Origin of the sequence: Kitasatospora sp. NBC_00240 (assembly GCF_026342405.1) — a bacterium.
Classification (GTDB): domain Bacteria; phylum Actinomycetota; class Actinomycetes; order Streptomycetales; family Streptomycetaceae; genus Kitasatospora.
In genome coordinates, this window is sequence record NZ_JAPEMU010000001.1 from 87341 (window position 1) to 106928 (window position 19588).

General features: G+C 75.3%; 14 protein-coding genes. 7 read left to right on the forward strand and 7 right to left on the reverse strand.

The window, feature by feature from the left end:
• Positions 1-141: 141 nt before the first annotated feature.
• The 5 genes from OG689_RS00385 to OG689_RS00405 form a co-directional block, all read right to left on the reverse strand.
• On the reverse strand, positions 142-1275 hold the full coding sequence (locus tag OG689_RS00385) for a DUF3103 family protein (protein WP_266316533.1): 1134 nt from the start codon (positions 1273-1275) through the stop codon (positions 142-144).
• A 100-nt stretch (positions 1276-1375) separates the two neighbouring features.
• The gene (locus OG689_RS00390; protein ID WP_266316535.1) at positions 1376-3268 is read right to left on the reverse strand and encodes a GMC family oxidoreductase N-terminal domain-containing protein; all 1893 of its coding nucleotides are present in this window, start codon (positions 3266-3268) and stop codon (positions 1376-1378) included.
• Entirely contained in the window at positions 3265-4620 is a 1356-nt protein-coding gene (locus OG689_RS00395; protein WP_266316537.1) for a hypothetical protein, read from the reverse strand. Before OG689_RS00395 ends, OG689_RS00390 begins: the two co-directional genes overlap by 4 nt.
• A 159-nt stretch (positions 4621-4779) precedes the next feature.
• Positions 4780-6171, reverse strand: coding sequence for a HAMP domain-containing sensor histidine kinase (locus tag OG689_RS00400; RefSeq protein ID WP_266316539.1), 1392 nt, complete (start codon positions 6169-6171; stop codon positions 4780-4782).
• Complete coding sequence (locus OG689_RS00405; protein WP_266316540.1) at positions 6171-6875, reverse strand: response regulator transcription factor; 705 nt, start codon at positions 6873-6875, stop codon at positions 6171-6173. The genes OG689_RS00400 and OG689_RS00405 overlap by 1 nt, the downstream gene beginning before the upstream one ends.
• A 163-nt stretch (positions 6876-7038) precedes the next feature.
• Between OG689_RS00405 and OG689_RS00410 the strand changes: the two genes are divergently transcribed.
• The 4 genes from OG689_RS00410 to OG689_RS00425 all read left to right on the forward strand — a co-directional run bounded on the left by OG689_RS00410 (position 7039) and on the right by OG689_RS00425 (position 12587).
• A complete protein-coding gene (locus OG689_RS00410) occupies positions 7039-9333 on the forward strand; it encodes an MMPL family transporter (RefSeq protein ID WP_266316542.1) in 2295 nt (764 codons plus the stop codon).
• Entirely contained in the window at positions 9330-10127 is a 798-nt protein-coding gene (locus OG689_RS00415) for a hypothetical protein (protein WP_266316544.1), read from the forward strand. Before OG689_RS00410 ends, OG689_RS00415 begins: the two co-directional genes overlap by 4 nt.
• 416 nt (positions 10128-10543) lie before the next feature.
• Positions 10544-11551: an NADP-dependent oxidoreductase gene (locus OG689_RS00420; protein WP_266316546.1), complete on the forward strand. Its 1008-nt coding sequence runs from the start codon at positions 10544-10546 to the stop codon at positions 11549-11551.
• A gap of 121 nt (positions 11552-11672) precedes the next feature.
• Positions 11673-12587: an arginase family protein gene (locus OG689_RS00425; RefSeq protein WP_266316547.1), complete on the forward strand. Its 915-nt coding sequence runs from the start codon at positions 11673-11675 to the stop codon at positions 12585-12587.
• An 888-nt stretch (positions 12588-13475) separates the two neighbouring features.
• On the opposite strand, the gene OG689_RS00430 is transcribed toward OG689_RS00425, so the two are convergent.
• Positions 13476-14042 (reverse strand): cysteine hydrolase family protein, encoded by a 567-nt coding sequence (locus OG689_RS00430; protein ID WP_266316549.1) that lies wholly within the window; start codon positions 14040-14042, stop codon positions 13476-13478.
• A gap of 296 nt (positions 14043-14338) precedes the next feature.
• On the opposite strand from OG689_RS00430, the gene OG689_RS00435 reads away from it, so the two are divergent.
• Positions 14339-16039 (forward strand): MFS transporter, encoded by a 1701-nt coding sequence (locus OG689_RS00435; RefSeq protein WP_266316551.1) that lies wholly within the window; start codon positions 14339-14341, stop codon positions 16037-16039.
• Between the two features lie 147 nt (positions 16040-16186).
• On the forward strand, positions 16187-17056 hold the full coding sequence (locus tag OG689_RS00440) for a YhjD/YihY/BrkB family envelope integrity protein (RefSeq protein WP_266316553.1): 870 nt from the start codon (positions 16187-16189) through the stop codon (positions 17054-17056).
• Positions 17057-17068: 12 nt separating this feature from the next.
• On the opposite strand, the gene OG689_RS00445 is transcribed toward OG689_RS00440, so the two are convergent.
• Positions 17069-17497: a hypothetical protein gene (locus OG689_RS00445; protein ID WP_266316555.1), complete on the reverse strand. Its 429-nt coding sequence runs from the start codon at positions 17495-17497 to the stop codon at positions 17069-17071.
• Positions 17498-17780: 283 nt separating this feature from the next.
• Between OG689_RS00445 and OG689_RS00450 the strand changes: the two genes are divergently transcribed.
• Positions 17781-19559, forward strand: a complete 1779-nt coding sequence (locus OG689_RS00450; RefSeq protein WP_266316557.1) for an amidohydrolase — start codon at positions 17781-17783, stop codon at positions 19557-19559.
• The last annotated feature ends 29 nt before the right edge of the window (positions 19560-19588 follow it).

The window sequence follows — 19588 nt, forward strand, 5'->3', positions numbered from 1 at the left end:
GCCGTCAAGCACCGGCCGGGCACACCGCCGGGGCGGGCGGCCGGGCGCCGTCCGGAGCGCCCGGTGAGGGGCGCTCCGGACGGGCCGGGGTCGGCGCCGGCCGACGGTCGGAGCCGCTCGACCGTCAGAACCGCTCGACCGTCAGAACTGCTCGACGAAATACGGCGAGACGCTGAGCCAGCCGTTGGCCGCGGCCCCGTCGAGGCGGCCCGAGCTGGTCCGGGCCAGGGTGTACCAGGAGTCGACGTAGTCCGGGTCGTCGGTCCACCAGGAGGCGGGGACGGCCGACAGGACGGCGTTCACCAGCGGGATGTAAGCGCCCTGGTCCGCGATGGTGAGCAGGACGGCGGCGATGGCCGTGGCGAGGGCCTGGTAGTTGGTGTCGCCGTCGTCCTCCATCAGCACGACGTCGGCCAGGTTGTACTTGTAGTTCGACCAGTTCACCAGGATCTGGTTGGGGCGGTAGACCGTCCCGTCCGTGTTCAGGTAGGGCATGTCGACGGAGTCGACCCGTACCTTGCCGTCCAGGCCGAAGCCGGTGACCAGCGCGAACATCTCGGCGTCGCCCTTGAACCAGGGTTCCTCGTCGTCCTTGACCTCGACGGCGTCGATCTTGGTGGCCCACCAGCCGGCGGCGGCAGCGGCCGGGGCGGCGGGCCGGGCGGCCGGCAGGGAGAGGCCCTGGCGGGCGAGTTCGGCGCCGAGCACCCGCAGGCCGGCGGCCGTGGTCCGGGCGGAGTCGAGGTCGACCAGGTAGACCGGTCGGTTCGGTATCTCCTTGGTCTCCAGGAGGTGTGGGCGGCCGGCCGTGTCGTAGGCCGTGATGGTCCGGGCGTGGTCGTCGGCGGTGGCCGCCGCCACCAGCGGGGCGACGCCGGCGTCGAGCGCGGCGCGCATCGAAGGGTCGGCCAACTGCACCTGCAGCAGCGGGCCGAGCTCGTTGCCGAGGCCCTTCGCGGCGGCGATCCGCCGGTCGGCGTCCGCGACGCCGGCGGCGAGGCCGCGAGCGGCGGCCGCGGAGGAACCCGAGGCCAGCGGGGCGAGTTGCGCGGTGCCGGTGCCGGTACCGGCCAGCAGGCGGGCGCGCCAGCCGGCGTCGGTGAGCGAGCGGGCGAGGTCGCGGGCGACCTGCTCCTCGATCCGGGTGACCTCGGCGCCCTTCGCGGGCGGCGCGGCGGGGGCCGGCGAGGCTGTCGCCGGGCCGGCGGTGATGGTCAGTAAGGCGACGGCGGCGACGGCGGCGAGGGCGCCGCGGCGGGTGCGGGAGCGGGACATGGGGGTGCACTCCTGACGGGTCGGGGAGGGCGGACGGCACCGGGTGCGGTGCGGCCGCATCCTATCCGGTGCGTACATGACAGAACATCGATACCCAGCGTCAGCGGCTCTCAACAGCCGCTCGGGAGACGGCCGACGACAGAGCCATGACCGTGAGTTGCGGATTGACGCCGGGGCAGTCGGGCAACCCCGAGGCGTCCGCCACCAGCACCCCGCGGACCCCGCGGAGCCAACCCCGCCGATCCGCCGGGGCGACGGCGGGGTCCGCGCCGAGGGCGACCGTGCCGGAGGGATGGAAGGCCGACAGGTGCAGGTCGCGGGCCCGGCTGCGGTCCAGTACGGCGGCCAGTTCGGCCGGCGAGCGCACCCGGGGAGCGTGCGGCAGCCCGGTCAGCACCTCCTGCGCGCCGGCCGCGAGGAGCAGTTCGCCCATCGCGCCCACCGCGCGCAGCAGCGAGCGCCCGTCGGCCGGGTCGAGCCGGTAGCTCAGCAGCGCCCGGCGGCTGCCGTGCACCCGGCCGCCCGGGCGGTCCGCGATCATCGCGCCCAGGGTGGCCAGCCGGTCGGCGCCCTCCAGCTCGGCCCGCAGCTCCCGCCCGAGGCCGGGCAGCACGAAGGACCCCATACCCGGCGGCGGCGCGGTCGCCTCGATCAGGATGCCCTGCTCGTGCAACTCCTCGACCCCGGCGCTCTGCAGCACCGCCGGTCCCGCCGCGACCGGCTCGGCGAACCGGCCGGCCACGCTGGTGGCCGGGTGCACGGCGAGGTTGCGACCCGTCCTCGGGTGGCCGCCCAGGCCCGAGCGGCGCAGCAGCGGCGGGCTTTCGAGCGCCCCGGCGGCCAGCACCACCAGCGGCGCGAGGATCTCCAGTTCGGTGCCGTCCGGCCGCCGCACGGCGACCCCGGCGGCGCGCGGGCCGCCCGGGCGGTCACGGTCCACCAGGATCCGCCGGACCCGGGCCGAGGTGACGATCCGGGCCCCCGCGGCGCAGGCGGCGAGCAGCACGGAGAGCTGCACGCTCTGCTTGGCCCCGGCCGGGCAGCCGACCACGCACTGGCAGGAGCCCCGGCAGCCGGGCGCGTTGCGCCGCAACGGGCCGGCCCGCCAGCCCAGTTCCGCGGCGCCGGCCAGGGTGAGCAGGCCGTTGCGGCCGAGCACGTCGAGGGGCTGGGTGGCGACCCGCAGGGTCCGCTCGATCTCGTCCAGTCCGGCGCCGAAGGCGGCCCGGTCGGCGAGGTCGAGGCCGTGGACGGAGCGCCAGCGGTCCAGTACCGGGCCGGGGGTGCGGTAGCAGGTACCGGAGTTGACCACGGTGGTGCCGCCGACGGCGCGGCCGGTGGGCAGCAGGACGGGTGGGTCGCCCGCCATCACGGTGGCGCCGGCGTCCCGGTAGAGCTCGGCGAAGCGGTCGAGCGGGGCGCGGCGGCCGAACTCGGCGGTGGTGTGGTGCCGGCCCTCCTCCAGGACGACCACCCGCAGGCCGGCCCGGGCCAGGGTGCGGGCGGCGACGGCGCCGCCGGCTCCCGAGCCGACCACCACGGCGTCGGCGGTCGCGCGGTCCGGCCATTCGGCGGCGGGAACGCAGTCCAGTGGCGGGTCCTCGGGGGCGGCGGGCACGGGCGCCGCGAGGGGGTGTCGGTGCAGCAGTCGCTGCGTCCCGGCGGCGAGCAGCACGGGCACCTTGAGCACGTCGAGCAGGGGCAGCAGGGCGGGGCGGCGGGCGAGCGCGGCGAGCAGGGCCTCGCGGTCCGGCGGCGGCAGCTCGTCCAGCCGGGAGCCGGTGCGTAGCAGCGCGTACCCGTCGACGGCGGCGGTCGCGGCCCGGTAGCCGGCCCGGGCCGGGCGCGGCATGGCGGCGAGCAGGTCGTCCAGGCGGTCGGCGGTACCGGCGAGCCGGTTCTCGCGGCCGTCGTCGGCGAGCAGGGCGGCGACCAGGCCGCGGCTGCTCCGGCTCCGGGTCCGGGCCCGGCGGTCGGGGTGTTCACGGCTCATCGGTGGCCCACCTCGGCGTGCGCGGTGCCCGTCAGCTGCCAGCGGGCGTGCGGGCGCCAGCGGCCCCACCAGCGCTCCACGGTGATCTCGGCGTCGGCCGCCTCGCTGTTGCGGCAGACCGCGCGGCTGCCGTCGGGGTCGGTGTAGTCCAGGGTCAGGGTGCGTTCGGGTGGCTGGCGTACCGTCACGGTGATCCGGCGCAGCGCGGCGCGACCGGTGACGCTCCAGTCGGTCAGGCCGATCCGGGCCCGGAACCCGCCGAGGGCGGACCGGACCGCGCTGCGGGGCCAGACCCGGCCGTGGCGGCGCAGCCGGAGCAGGACCAGCGGCGGCAGGTGCCGCAGCCCTGGCCGGTGGGCGACGGCGGCGACCACCTCCAGCACGTCGCCGCCGCCGAGGTCGGCGTGCAACCAGGCCCAGCGCCGGGCGCTGCCGTGCCCGCGGATGCGGGCGGTGGCGCCCGGGGCACCGTCCAGTACGAGCGTCCCGCCGGGGTGGTGGACGGTGCCGGTGTACCGGGCGGTGGCGGCCGGCAGCATGTGCGCGGCGGGCAGCACCGGCCGGCGCCAGGCCCACCGGGGGAAGGTGTGCAGCGGCGGCCCGGTCGGCCGTTCGGTGAGGTCCCAGCGGTACGCGCCGGCCTCGCCGCGCAGCCACTCGGGCGGGGTGTCCCGGGCGGGCGGGGGCTGCGGCCCGTAGCGGGCGTGTCCGGCGGGGCCGTCCGGGGGGAACAGCGCGATCCAGCCGTGGGCGTGGGCGGGCCGGCCGTCGGTGGGGGTGGTCAGTTCGTGGTGCAGCCACAGGCCGGTGCCGGTGGCCGGGTCGGTGAGGGTGGTGTACCAGACCTCCGTCCGGCCGGGTGTGGCGTCCGGGTGGGGCAGGAGGTCGGCGTCCGGCTGTCGTGGGCGCGGGAATCGCCAGCCGGTCAGGAACGGCAGCAGGGCGGTGGCGACCGGGAACCGCAGGGTGCCGCGGCCGACTTCGGCGCCGTCCTCCAGGAGGGTGAAGGGCAGCACGGTGAGCGAGGCGAGCGGCCGGCGCGCGGTGAGCGACTTCCAGCCGTGCAGGGTGAGCCGGCGGCCGGCGGCGGTGAAGTCCAGCCGGTAGCGGATCCGGCGCCGGGCGAGCGGTGAGATCTCCAGCTCCCCGCTCGCTGCCGGGTCGTCGGCGAGTCCCGCGATCCGGACCCGGCCGGTGAGGCGCGCCCCGGTGGTGCGGTGCGGCCGGAGTACCCGGTCGGCCCTGGCGGAAAGGTCGAGCCGGATCGGGCGTGCTCCGGCCTCGCCGGTGAGGCGTGCCGTTCCCACCATCCGTTCCTCGAACGCCGTGCCGCGCCGGGGCGTCTTCTTCATCAGGCCTGTCCCTTCAGTGGTCCAGTGGCTGAGCCACTGAACCACTTTGATGGCACGCCGTCAATCCTCTTGACCGGCAGGCGACTTCACGCGTCGGCAAGGCCGTCCGGGCGCGGCGCCCCGCCAAGCCCGCTACCAGGTTCGTTCGGCGCGGCCCGCTCAGCCGGCCGTCGGTGGCAGCGTGACCGTGAACGCCGCGCCGCCCTCCGGTCCGTGGCCCTCGACGCCGATGGTGCCGCCGAGCAGACCGCTCAGCCGGTGCGCGATGGCCAGGCCCAGGCCGCTCCCCACCGGACGGGTGGCCCGGTAGCGCTCGTACAGCGCCCCGCCGTCGAAGGCGACCCGGACGTCGTCCTCGGTGAGGCCCGGCCCGCTGTCCCGGACCTCCAGGCGCGCGCCGCCGCCCGCCGCCGGCCGGACGGCGAGCACCAGGTCGCCGCCGGCCGGGGTGACCCGCAGGGCGTTGCGCACCAGACCGTCGATCAGCTGCCGGACCCGGAAGGCGTCGGTGTCGACCACCACCGGCGGCCCGGTCGGCCCGGGGCCCGCAGCCGGTTCGACCCGCAGGCGGAGACCGTGGCCGCCCCCGGGACCGGCCCAGAACGCGGCGGCCTCGGCCACCAGCGCGGAGAGGTCCGTCCGGCCGGTGTCGAGGCGGAAGTCGTCGGCCTCCAACCGGGCGAGGTCCAGCAGGTCGCCGAGGAAGCGGTCCAGCCGCGAGGTCTCGCCGGCCAGGATCTGGCCCACCTCGGGGAGCCGATCCGGCTCGATCAGGCCGTCGGCGAGGGCCTCGGCGTAGCCCTGCAGCGCGGTCAGCGGGGTGCGCAGCTCGTGCGAGACGGACAGCAGGAACTCCCGCTGCCGGTTCTCGCTGCGGGCCAGCGCGGCGTCCAGCACGTTGAGCGCGCGGATCATCTCGGCCGCCTCACGCGGCCCGTCGACGGTGGCGCGCACCCCGCGTTCACCTGCGGCGAGCCGGTGCGCGGCAGCCGCGGCCGCCACCAGCGGGCGGGCGAGCCGCCGGGCCAGCAGGGCGCCGGCCAGCGCGGCGCCGAGCATGCCGGCCACCAGCGGCCGGACGGTGCTGCGGCGGATCCGGCCGGTGTTGCGCTCGACGATCGCGTACGGCTCGGTGAGTACGACGGCGCCGCCCCGCGCGCTGGGCCGACCGACCAGCAGCACCTCCTGACCGGCCAGCACACCGGTGGTGGAGACCGGCCGACCGGCCAGCAGGGCGGCCTTGGACGCCGTGTCCAGCGCCGGGGTGGCGACACCGGCCACCCGCCCGTCGGGGGCGATCACGGCGAACTCCTCGCCGTTCGGGCCGCCGAGGACCTGGGCGCCGTTGAAGAGCAGCGGCGAGAGGTCGGGTACCCGGCTGAGCACCGTCGCCTGCCGCGTCAGCTGGTCGCGCTCGCGCTGCTCGGCGCCGCGCGCGGCGGTCTGCCAGGTCACCAGGCCGGTCAGCAGCACCGCGAGGGCCGCCACGGCGGTGGTCAGCCCGACGATGTTGCGGGTGAGGGAGCCGCGCCGGGACCGCCCGGGGCTCATCAGGCCGGCTCCGTCGCGCTGTAGCCGACGCCGCGCACGGTGCGGATCGGGCTGGCGTCACCGAGTTTGGCGCGCAGCTGCGAGACGAAGACGTCGACCATCCGGGTGTCGCGGTACCCCGGGTAGCCCCAGACCCGGGCCAGCAGCTGCTCCCGGGTGAACACCTGCCCCGGGTGCCGCACCAGGTGCTCGATCAAATTGAACTCGGTGGTGGTCAGCTCCACCGGCCGGCCGTCGCGGCGCACGGTACGGCTGACCGGGTCGACGGTGAGCGGGCCGACACGGCCCGCCGGTGCCTGCGGCGGTCCGGCGGCCCGGCGCAGGACGGTTTTGACCCGGGCGACCAGCTCGCGGGGCGAGAACGGTTTGGTCAGGTAGTCGTCGGCGCCCAGCTCCAGGCCGAGGATCCGGTCGGCCTCCTCGCCGCGCGCGGTCACCAGCAGCACCGGCGTCCAGTCCCCCGCGTCCCGCAGGGTCCGGCAGAAGGTGATGCCGTCCAGGCCCGGCAGGCCGACGTCCAGCACGATGGCGACCGGGTGCATCCGGCGGGCCGCCGCCAGGCCGGCCGCCCCGTCGCTCTCCACGTGCACGCCGAAGCCCTCCCGGGCCAGGTAGAGCCGCTGCACGTCGGCGATGTGCCGCTCGTCCTCGACGACCAGCACCAGGCCCTGGGACCGCGTCACGAGGCCCGTCGATTGCGTCACGGCTGCCACTCTCACCTGCGGGGACGTGAGGGGCGCTCACGTGCGGGGACGCCACCGATGCTAACCACGCGGGCCGGCACCGGTACCGGGGCCCCGGCTGCCCTTACATTCCCCGAACAGTGCGCCCACGGTGCCCGTACACCGGTGCGGCAGAGTGCCGCCCATGCAGACAGCATCCACCGGCGCCGCACCGACCGACCCCGAACCGCCCGAGGCCGGCGCCGACGCGACGCCCCGCTCGAAGCCTCCCGGCTCCCACCCGCCCCGGCGGCCCGGCCTGCTGCACCGGACCGGGCGCTGGTGCGCCCGGCACGCCTGGCGGGTCCTGGCCGTCTGGGCCGTGCTGCTGGCCGGGCTCGCGGTGGCCGACCACGCCTGGGGCGGCGACTACGCGGACAGCTTCTCGCTGCCCGGCACCGGCGCCCAGACCGGCGCCGACCTGCTGCGGGCGCACAGCAGCGGTGCGGCGGGTGTGAGCGCGCCGATCGTGATCGGTGCAGGCTCGGGGGCGCTGTCCGGCCACCGGGCCGCGATCGAGGCGGCCGTCGGCGACCTCGGCCGGCTGCCGGACGTCCTCTCGGTGTCCGACCCGCTCACCACCCCCGGCGCGCTCTCCGCGAACGGCTCCGCGGGCATCGTCACCGTCCACTTCACCGCCAACCCGGCCGGCTTCGGCGACACCTACCTGGCCCGGCTCGACAGCGCCGTCCGGCCGCTGCTCGCCGACCACCTCACCGTCGAGTACGGCGCGCCGCTCGGGCAGTTGGCCGCGCCCAAGGCCGCCGACCGGGCGTCCGAGGCGATCGGCCTCGCGGTCGCCGTCCTGGTGCTGCTGGTCGGTTTCGGCAGCGTCGCGGCGACCGGACTGCCGCTGCTGACGGCGGTGGTCGGCCTGGCCGCCGGGCTGGGCGCGCTCGGCCTGCTCGCCGCCCGGGTCGACTTCGCCCAGTCCGCCCCCACCCTCGCCGCGATGATGGGCCTGGGTGTCGGCATCGACTACGCGCTGTTCCTGACCACCCGCTACCGGGCACTGCTGCGGGACGTCCCGGAGCCCGCCGAGGCGGTCGGACGCACGGTCGCCACCAGCGGGCGGGCCGTGCTGGTCGCGGCCGCCACCGTCGCGATGGCGCTGGCCGGGCTGTACGCCGGCGGGGTCTCGTTCATCGGCACCCTCGGCGCGGCGGCCGGACTGACCGTCCTGGTCGGCGCGGCGGCCTCGCTGACGCTCACCCCCGCCCTGCTCGGCCTGCTGGGCGGCCGGATCGACCGCCTCCGGGTCCGCACCCCGATCGCCGAACCGGTCGGCGACTCGGACGTCTGGCACCGCTGGGCCGGCACCCTGGGCCGCCGGCCGTGGCTGTTCCTGGTCGGCGGTCTGCTGGTGGTCGGCGTGCTGGCCGTCCCCGCCGCCTCCATGCGGCTCAGCCATGTCGACGCCGGCTCTCAGCCCACCAGCAGGACCGACCGGCGTGCCTACGACCTCATCGGCGAGAACTTCGGCCCGGGCGCGAACGGGCCGCTCACGGTCGTCGTCCAGTTGGACAGCGCACTGGTCGCCGACCGGGCCCGGCGCGAGGCGCTCGCCGCTTCGCTGCGGCAGGAGCTGGCGGCCCTGCCCGGCGTCGCCGCCGTGTCACCGCCGGCGACGGGCCCCGACGACGTCCTGCTGATCACCACGGTCACCCCGCAGGCGGGCCCGCAGGAGCGCGGCACGGCCGAGCTGTTCCACACGCTGCGGGACACCGGCCTGCCGCACGCGCTCGCCGGGACGGGCGCCGTCGGCTACGTCACCGGCGGCACCGCCACCGGGCTGACCTTCACCGACACCCTGGTGGCGCGGCTGCCGCTGGTGATCGGCGTGGTCGTCGCGGCCGCGTTCCTGCTGCTGCTCACCGTCTTCCGCAGTGTGCTGATCGCGGTCAAGGCCGCCCTGCTCAACCTGTTCTCGATCGCCGCCGCGTACGGCGTGGTGGTCGCGGTCTTCCAGTGGGGCTGGGGGTCCTCGCTGCTGGGCGTGACGGGCGAGGTGCCCGTGGAGTCCTACGTGCCGATGATGATGTTCGCGATCGTCTTCGGGCTCTCGATGGACTACGAGGTCTTCCTGCTCTCCCGGATCCGCGAGACCTGGCTGCGCACCGGGGACAACCACCTGGCGGTCGCCACCGGCCTGGCCGCCACGGCCCGGGTGATCACCTGTGCCGCGGTGATCATGACCAGTGTCTTCCTGGCCTTCCTGCTCTCCACCAGTGTCGTGGTCAAGATGCTCGCGCTCGGCCTCGGGGTCAGCGTGATCATCGACGCGACCGTGGTCCGCCTGCTGCTGGTGCCCGCGAGCATGTACCTCTTCCGGCGGGCCAACTGGTGGCTGCCCGGCGGGCTGGACCGGCTGCTGCCGCACTTCGACCCCGAGGGCCCGGCCGACCCGACCGTCCCGAGCGCCCGGGGTGAGCTGCGGTGAGGCGGCGGCCCTTCCGGTCCGGGCCCGCACGCCCCCGGGCGACCCGGGTCCGGCCGGCCCAGCGCGGGCGCCGCGCCCGCCTCCTGGCGGCCGGGCTGGCCCTGGTGCTGGCGGCGGGCGCGGGGGCGGGCGAGTTCACGGCCCGTCAGCTGATCCGGAGCAGGATCGCCCGGGCGGCGCCCGCCCTCGGGGACACCCTGACGGCCCGCACGGGCGGTGACTCGGCGCTCTGGGACTCGGCCCTCTGGGACTTGGCCCTCCGACGGATTCCCCGGCTGGACATCAGCAGCGAGGACGCCCGGCTGGGACCGCTCCCGCAGGCCACCGTCCGCGCCCATTTGGACGACGTCCGCCTCGGCCCCGGCACCTCCGTGGCCGCCACCCACGCCGAGGTCACCGTCCCCGTCCGGTCCCTCGACGCGGCGGTCCGCGGCGCCGCCGGCTCGATGCCGGTCGGCCAGGTCCGCACCGACCCGGCGGCGGGGACGGTCGAGGTGGCGCTGGGCCGGGGCGGCTTCGGCCGGCTGACCCTGCGGCCGGTGATCGCCGACGGCCGGGTGTCCCTGACGGTGTCGAGCCTGACCGTCCTCGGCCGCGCCGTCCCGCCGGACAGCCTGGGCCAGGACGGCAGGCTGGGCGGAGCGGCCGACCGCCCCTACCCGCTGGGCCTGCGCGCCGGGTCCGTCCAGGTCCTCCAGGAAGGCCTCCGGGTCGTCCTGGACGGCGGGCCCGGCACCCTGTCCGACCGGGGCGGCGACTGGGTGGCGGCCCCGCACGCCGGTGCGACGTCGTGACCACGGGGTGGCCGACCCCGGTCCCGGTGGGGCGGGGCCCCGGCCGACGGCACGGCCACCCCGCCGCTCCCCGGCGCCTGGCAGCGACAGCGACAGCGACAGCGACAGCGACGACGGGACCGGGACCGGCGCCGGAGCGCGGGGCACCCGCAGTTACGGGTCCTCGCTGATCGGGTTCGCCCTGGCACGACCCGCCCCGCCCGCGTGTCCGACACCCCTGCTGGATCCCGACCTGCGGCGACGTACGGCGGGGGATGTACGCCGACGTGCCTAGCCAGGTGACTAAGCGCTTGCTTAGACTACTCCCGCAACCCCACGGGCCACCCGCCCGACCTGCGGCCTGCCCGGCCCGGGACGGCCGGGCGGGCCGGGTGACCGGCGCCTCGGCCGGCCCACCGCGAACGACAGGAGACGTCATGTCCGGAACGAACCGCCAGATCCGCCTTGCCGCGCGACCGGTCGGCGAGGTGAAGCCCGAGGACTGGGAGCACGTCACCGAGCCCGCGGAGGCACCCGGGGAGGGCCGGTTCGCCGGACGGACGCGCTTCATCTCCCTGGACCCGGCCATGCGCGGCTGGCTCGACGACCGCCCGTCCTACCTGCCGCCGGTCGGCATCGGCGAGGTGATGCGCGCCGGGTCGGTGATCGAGGTCACCGAGTCCGACCACCCCGGCTTCCGGCCCGGCGACCACGTGGTCGGCACCTTCGGCGTCCAGGAGTACGTGGTCTCCGACGGCAAGGGCGTACTGAAGGTCGACCCGGCGCTCGCCCCGCTGTCCACCTACCTCGGCGCGCTCGGCATGCCCGGCATGACGGCCTACTTCGGGCTGCTCGACGTCGGAGCCCTCAAGGAGGGTGAGACGGTCGTGGTCTCCGGCGCCGCGGGCGCCGTCGGCACCATGGTCGGCCAGATCGCCAAGGTGAAGGGCTGCCGGGTGATCGGCATCGCCGGCGGCCCCGACAAGTGCGCCATGCTGACCGGGGAGCTCGGCTTCGACGCGGCGATCGACTACCGCGCGGACGACGTCAGGAAGGCGCTGCGCGAGCTCGCGCCGGACGGCGTGGACGTCTACTTCGACAACGTCGGCGGCGACATCCTGGACGCGGTGCTGACCCGCCTGGCGCTGCACGCACGTGTGGTGATCTGCGGCGCGATCAGCCAGTACAACAACGAGACGCAGGTCCAGGGCCCGTCGAACTACCTCACCCTGCTGGTGCGCCGCGCCCGGATGGAGGGCTTCGTGGTGTTCGACTACGCGCCCCGCTTCGGCGCCGCCGCCCGCGAACTCGCCGGCTGGATCGCCACCGGCCGGATCAAGGTCAAGGAGCACGTGGTCAGCGGCTCGCTGGACGACTTCCCCGCGACCCTGCAGATGCTCTTCCGCAGCGAGAACGTCGGCAAGCTGGTGCTGGAACTGACCTGAGCCGGAGCCGGGCGGCGGGGCGCGGGCAGGGGCCGGTTCGCTCCCGCCCGCGCCCCGGCCGCCCGCACCTGTCCATGACCACCCGCTCGCGCCCGCCCGGGCCGACGGCGATGATGAGGGTATGCCACGGGATCTTGTCGTGGTGGGCGCGCCGACCAGTGCGGGCAGCTACGCACCCGGTCAGGAAGCCGCACCACGAGTCTTGCGCGAACTCGGCCTGATCGACCGCCTCCGGGCGGCGGGCCGTCAGGTCAGGGACGCCGGCGACGGGCCGCTCCAGATCTGGGCACCGGACCGGCAGCACCCACGGGCGCAGAACCTCGCCGCGGCGGTCCGGGCCGTACGGACGGTGGCCGACCAGGTGGCAGCGGCGATGGACCAGGACGCCGACGTCCTGCTGATCGGCGGCAACTGCACCATCGCCCTGGGCGTGATGGATGCCCTGATCCGGCACGACCCGGACGCGGGCCTGCTCTACGTCGACCGGCACTTCGACCTCAACACCCCGGTGAGCAGCATCGACGGCGCGCTGGACTGGATGGGCCTGGCCCACGGACTCGACCTGCCGGGAGCGGCGGAGCCGCTGGCCGCAGCCTTCCACCGCCGCCCCCTGCTCACCCCCGGGCAGCTGTACCTGCTCGGCATGGACCCGGCGGCCGCCACCCCGTGGGAGCGGGAGCAGGCCCAGCTGCTCCCCCTGCGGTGGGCGCCCCACACGGACCTCGCCGCCGCACCGGACACCACGGTGGCCCGGGCCCTCGATGCTCTCCCGCCCGGCGCGCTGGCGGTGCACATCGACGTGGACGTGCTCGACTTCACCGACGCGCCGCTCGCGGAAAGCACCGACGGCCGCAACAGCGGCCCGTCGCTGGAGGCCGTCGCCGGGGTGCTGGACACCGCCTGCCACGACCCGCGCGCCCGGGTGCTGTCGATCGGCGAGCTGAACCCCGCCCGGACCGCCGGACACCCCGAGACCCTGACCCGGTTCGTCGCGTGCGTCACGAACGCCCTGCGGGCGACCGCGGCAGCGGCCTGAGACCCCGCCCGGACCGCACCGCAGCCAGACATCCGTACCGCCACGACTCGGGACGACAGCGGCCCGAGTCCGGCTACGCCGGCCCGTCGTGCGCCGCCGGCCCGTCCGACGCCGGCCGGCGCCGCCGTAGCGGGAACGCCGCCGCGATCCTGCCCCGCGCCCAGCCCGACCCGATCTGCCCCGACCTGATCGCCCCAGGAGCGTCCCGGCTCGGGGCCCCCACGCCAGGGCGGTCGGAGCCGCCGGCCTCAGGGCCGCGAGCATCAGAGCCCGCGCAGCCGGGCCAGGAGTGTCAGGGGGCCGGCAGGCCTGGCCACCGGGGAGTTCCAGCTCGGCGGGCGGAACCCGCAGCAGGTCGTCGATCCGGCCGGCCGCCGGGCCGGGACGGCCCGGGCAGGGCCAGGCGCAGCCGCCGTGCGGGGTCCGTTCGCGCACCACGAGGCAGGCGGCGCAGATCTCCATCTGCGCCGCCGCGTCCTGGCCGCCTGCCACCACCGTCGCTCCGGTCGTCCTGTTCCGGTCGTCCTGTTCCGGTCGTCCTGTTCCGGTCGTCCTGTTCCGGTCGTCCTGTTCCGGTCGTCCTGTTCCGGTCGTCCTGTTCCGGTCGTCCTGTTCCGGTCGTCCTGTTCCGGTCGTCCTGTTCCGGTCGTCGTCGACGGTACGGGCGCGACCGGGCCGGCGGGAGCGAACGTGCCGCTCCTCACCCGTGGCGCTGCTCACGACCGGTCTGGCCGGCCGGCTTGCCCGCGAGCGCCTCCCGCGCGGCCGAGGCACTGCACCACACGGCCCGTACGTGCACATACCGGACAGTCACCGCCGGGCAGCCCGGGCTGTCGGGCGACCCCGAGCTGCCCGAAGGCTGTCCGGCCCGAACCGTCCGTGAGGGGCTCAGGCAGGCGGCGCCTGCGCGAAGTCCAGGTCGGCCGTGGCCACCGTCCCCGCCGTCCGGCCGGGGGCCGTCTGGTACGTCCAGTACAGGTTCGTGTGGGCGATCACCTGCTCGGGCGGCGGGGCACCGAACGAGGAGAGGTCCTCCGTCGTATGGGCGTCGGCCACCAGCAGGGCGTCGTATCCGCGGACGATCGCGCCGTGCAGGGTCGAGCGGATGCACTCGTCGGTCTGCGCGCCCGCGACGATCAGCCGGCCGATGCCGCGCTCGGCCAGCACCGGCTCCAGGTCCGTCGCCTCGAAGGAGTCGGCGTAGGTCTTGTGCACCAGCGGCTCGCGGTCGCGCCGCACCAGCTCGGGCACGTACTGCCAGCGGTCGCTCTCCCGGGGCAGCTCGGCACTGCTGTGCTGCACCCAGACGACCTCGACGCCGGCGGCCCGCGCCCGGTCGACCAGGGTGGCGATGTTGGCGACGACCTTGTCGCGGTCGTACGCGTCCCCCACCACGCCGTTCTGCACGTCGATCACGAGCAGCGCGGTGTCGGGTCGGTCGGTCAGTGTGGTCATGGGGTCTCCCTCACATCCGGAACGTGGCCACGGCCAGGCTAGGACCCAGCACTGACAACGGCCCACGCCGACGGTCGTCCGCCGCGGGCCGACGTGAGCTCGCGGGCCGGCCGCCGGCGACGGGACGGGAGCGGCGCACCGAAGGCGGCACACTCCGAAGAGGCAGAGCCGGCCCGGGCCCGCCCGCCCCGCCTCACCTACCCGGGACCGTCCGGCCGGCCGGCCCCCGCCGCCATTCGGCTGAATCGACCGGAACGCCTACGACCGGCCGACCGGCCACGTGGCAGGCTTCGCCTATGAGCGCCGGAAGAGAAACCGCCGGTAAGGCCGGTGCCACCATCGTCCTGGCGACCCTGGCGGCCGGTCAGTTCCTGATGGCCCTCGACAGCTCCGTGATGAACGTGTCGATCGCGACCGTGGCCGAGGACATCGGCACCACGGTGAGCGGCCTTCAGGGGGCCATCACCGCGTACACGCTGGTGATGGCGATGCTGATGATCTCCGGCGGCAAGGTCGGCGCGATCATCGGCCGCAAGCGGGCCTTCACGATCGGCTGCGTGATCTACGGGGCCGGCTCCGCCACCACCTCGCTGGCGCCGAACCTGCCCGTCCTGCTGCTCGGCTGGTCGCTCCTGGAGGGGATCGGGGCGGCACTGATCCTGCCGGCCATCGTGGCCCTGGTCGCCGGGAACTTCACCGTGGAGCGCCGGCCCGCCGCGTACGGCCTGGTGACGGCCGCCGGAGCGATCGCCATCGCCCTCGGGCCGCTGATCGGCGGCATCGCGACGACCTACTTCTCCTGGCGCTGGGTGTTCGCCGGCGAGGTCGTGGTGGTGCTCGGCATCCTGCTCCTGGCCCGGCGGATGGCCGACGCGCCGCCGGACCACCGCCCGCGCCTGGACGCGGTCGGCGCCGTCCTCTCCGCGCTCGGCATCGGCCTCTTCGTCTTCGGCGTCCTGCGCTCCGGCACCTGGGGCTGGTTCCTCCCGAAACCGGGCGCCCCGGCCTGGCTGGGGCTCTCGGCGACGGTGTGGCTGATGCTGGCCGGCCTGCTGCTGACCTGGATCTTCCTCCGCTGGGAGAGCCGCCTGACCCGCCTGGGCACCGAGCCGCTGGTCGATCCGGCGCTGCTGCGGAACCGGCAGCTCACCGGCGGCCTGACCATGTTCTTCTTCCAGTACCTCGTCCAGATGGGCGTGTTCTTCCTCGTCCCGCTCTACCTGTCGGTCGCGCTGGGCCTCTCCGCGCTGATGACCGGCGTACGAATCCTGCCGCTCTCCCTCACGCTGCTGGCCGCCGCGCTCGCCATTCCCAGGTTCCTGCCCGACATCTCGCCCCGCCGGGTGGTGCGCCTGGGGATCCTCTCCATGCTCGCCGGGGCGCTGGTGCTGCTCGCCGCCCTGGACGCGGACGCCGACGCGGCCGTCGTCACCGTCCCGCTGCTGCTGATCGGGCTGGGGATGGGGGCGCTGGCCTCCCAGCTCGGCTCGGTCACCGTGTCCGCGGTGCCGGACGAGAAGAGCGCCGAGGTGGGTGGTGTCCAGAACACGGTCACCAACCTCGGGGCCTCGATCGGCACCGCGCTGGCCGGCTCCATCATGATCGCAACCCTGACCACCTCCTTCCTCACCAGCGTCGACCAGAACCCGGCCGTCCCCGACGAGGTCAAGGCCAGGGCGAGCACCGAACTCGCCGCCGGCGTGCCCTTCCTCTCCGACGCCCAGCTCAGGGCGGTGCTCGACGACGCGAACGCCTCGCCCGAGGTGGCGGCCGCCGCCCTGGACGCGAACGCCCAGGCCCGGCTGGACGGCCTGCGGGCCGCGCTCGCCGTCCTCGCCTTCGCCGGTCTCGGCGCCCTCTTCTTCACCCAGCGCATCCCCGCGACCCAGCCCCGCGCGCCGGGTGCCGGGACGCCCGCGCCCGAGTCGCCCGGCCCGATCCCGCCCCACGGCCCGGTCGACCCGACGGACCCGGTGCACCCGGCCCACCCGCGCTGACCCCCGGGGGCGCCCGCCCCGTCCGGTCCCGCCCCGTCCAGTCCCGCCCCTTCCCAGCCCGAGGAGGGCACGACGGCCAGCATCGACCGCGAGCGCGTCCGCCGGACGCTGACCTTCTGGCTGCGCCCGGACTTCGCCCTGCGTGTCGTGAACCGCTTCCAGAAGATCGTCGGTTTCGACCGCTCGATGGCGCTCGCCTCCAGTGCCCTCACCTCACTGATCCCGTTCACGATCCTCGGCGCAGCGGTGCTGAGCCGGTTCGGGAGCGAGGACGTCGCGAGCCGCATCATCAAGCGCTACGGCCTCACCGGCGGTGGTGCGGAGGCGGTGCAGACCCTGTTCACCCCCACCACCAGCGAGGCGGACCCGGGCGTGGGCGTCCTCGGGGCGCTGTTCCTGATGATCTCGGTCCTCAGCTTCACCCGGGCCGCCCAGCGACTGTTCGAACAGACCTGGGAACTGAAGCCGCTCAGCGTGCGCAACACCCCGAACGGCCTGTGGTGGATCCTGTCCCTGGGTGCCTACCTGACCGTCACGAGCTCGCTCCGGGCGCTCCTCGGCAACGGCCGGCTGGAGCTGGGGGCGGCCCTCTGCTCCGCCCCGGTGACGGGGGCCTTCCTCTGCTGGACGGGCTGGATCCTCTCCGCCCGCCGGATCGCCCGCCACCGGCTGCTGCCGTTCGGCATCGTCACCTCCGTTCTCACGGCGGCCTACTCGATGGGCGCCAGCCTCTACCTCCCGCGCCTCTTCAACTCCTACGCCACCCGCTACGGCTCCCTGGGCGCCGTGCTGGCGCTGATCTCGGCGCTCTTCGGTGCCATGCTGGTGCTCGTCGCCTCGGCCGCGCTCGGGCGGGAGGTGGGCGACGAACTCGACCGGATCCGCCGCGGGCAGCGCCCGGCCGACGACGAGATCCGACGGCAGTGGGCCAACGTGGTCGAGCAGACCCGTTCACGGTGGCACACCGCCCGGGAGCAGATCTCCCGCCGCCGCTCCGACGGCCGCGACAAGCCCTGAGCACCCGCGCCCTCAGACGTGCGGCTCGGCCGGCCGCCCGACCGGGTGGGCGGACCCGAGCGGCGCCAGCACCACGGCGGCCGAGGCCAGCGACTCGGCGAGCAGGGCGGCCGTCCGACCCGCCTCGTAGAGCTGCTCGCGGGCGTCGCGGGCGGCCCGGAGGGCGTCGTAGCCGCTGCCGGCGCCGGGATCCTCGCCGGGACCCGGCCCGATCCGCCCGGCGGCCTGCTCGCTGCTGAGGAAGGCGGCCAGCACGTCGAGGAGTTCGGGCAGCCGCGCGGTCAGCCCGGCCAGCGCGGCCGCGGTCTCGGCGGCGTCCGACGGATGCACGAGCCCGGGACGGCTGTTCCGGGACGTGGTCAGGGCGGCGCTGCGCAGCAGTTCGGCGGCCTCCGCGGTCAGCTCCGCGATCGACAGGCCTGGGGGCACGGGGTTGCTCACAGTGGTCTCCTTCCGATGTCCGGAGGCGGGCCCGAAGGCATCGGGCGGCCCGCAACCCGTCTGCCCCGTCGCCCCGCTGACAGGCCGGCCGGTCCGGAGAATGGCCGGGAACCGTCGGTCGGCGAGGGAGGTCGAGCAGGTCGGCGACCGCGGCCCCCGCCGGGCCGGGACATCACCCCGGCCGTCACGGCGACGATCGCGAGCGGTCCACGACAGCGGGTGGTGCGTGCCGGAACCATTCGCGCCCGTCCGACCACTTAGAGTGTCCGCGACGGTACTTCTGGTGATCGACGCGAAGAACGGCCTGGTCATGGCAATGGACTCAGCACAGGGTGCGGCATCCGGGGACGCGGATGTGATCTTCTTCGGCGGGGAGATCGTGACGGTGGCCGACGAGCGGCGGACGGCGCCGCCCGAGGCCGTGGCGGTCAAGGACGGCAGGATCGTCCATGTCGGCGACCACGCCCGGGCGATCGCCGACTGGCAGGGCCCGGACACCCGGCTGCGGGACCTCGAAGGACGAGCCCTGCTGCCGGGCTTCATCGACGCCCACGGCCATCTCACCGGCACCGGGCTGCAGGCCGCCATCGCCAATCTGCTGGCCGAGCCCGACGGCGAGGTCACCGACATCGCCTCGCTCCAGGCCCGACTGCGCGAGTTCGCCGGCGGCGAGGTGGGCGGGCGGTCCGAGTGGATCATCGGGTTCGGCTACGACGACTCGATGCTCGCGGCGAAGGAACATCCCACCCGCCACGACCTGGACGCGGTGAGCCGGGACCGGCCCGTTCTGGCCGTCCACCAGTCCTTCCACCTCGGCGCGGTGAACACCCGGGGCCTCGAACTCCTCGGCTACGACGCCGACGAGCCCGACCCGCACGGCGGCGTGATCCGGCGCGAGGACGACGCCGAGCCGCACGGCACGCCCAGCGGTGTGCTGGAGGAGTCCGCCTTCAACCCCGCCTACGGGCTGGCCGTGACGGGCATGCACGAGGACGACGTCGCCCGGTTCCTGGCGATGGGTCTGGAGACGGCCGCGAGCTTCGGCTTCACCACCGTGCAGGAGGGGGCCGCCACCCTCGACACCCTGGACGCCCTGCGGCAGGCCGTGAAGGACTCCGTGACGGGGCTACCCATCGACGTGGTCGTCTACGTGAAGGCGGACGAGGCCCTGACCCACCCCGAGCGGGTCCGGGCGAGCGGGGAGTACGACGGCGGCCTGCGGGCGGCCGGGATCAAGATGGTCCTGGACGGCTCTCCGCAGGGCCGCACGGCCTGGCTCACCCAGCCCTACACCACCCCGCCGGACGGCGCCGACCCGCAGTACCGCGGCTACCCCGCCCTCGAGGACGAAACGGCGCTGGCCCAGCTCGGCACCGGCTTCGCCCGGGACTGGCAGGTCATCGCGCACGTCAACGGCGACGCCGCCGTCGACCAGTTCATCAGCACCGTACGGACCGTCACGGCCGAGGCCGGGCCGGCCGACCGGCGGCCGGTGGCGATCCACGCCCAGACCGCCCGCGAGGACCAGATCGACGCCTTCGCCGAACTGGGCGTCATCCCGTCCTTCTTCTCCATGCACACGTACTACTGGGGCGACTGGTACCGCAAGACCGTGCTGGGCCCCGAGCGGGCACAGGACATCTCCCCCGCCCGCTGGGCGCTGGACCGAAAGATGATCTACACCTCGCACCACGACGCCCCCGTCGCGCTGCCCAACTCGATCGCCATCCTGTCCAGCCAGGTCACCCGGGTCACCCGCTCCGGGTACGTGCTGGGCGAGCACCAGCGGGTGTCCGCGCTCGACGCGGTCAAGTCCCTCACCATCAACGCCGCCCACCAGTACTTCGAGGAGCGGGACAAGGGCAGCATCGAGGTCGGGAAGCTGGCCGACCTGGTCGTCCTCAGTCACAACCCGCTGACCGTCCCCGAGAAGAAGATCAAGGACATCACCGTCGAGGAGACCATCAAGGCGGGGAGCACCGTCCACGACCGCCGCGGCGCCGCCGGCACCCGCACCCCCGTCCTGGTCACCCGCGACGCGGCACCGGGCCGGCACTGCTGAGACGCGCGGGGCGCAGCCACGGACGCTCT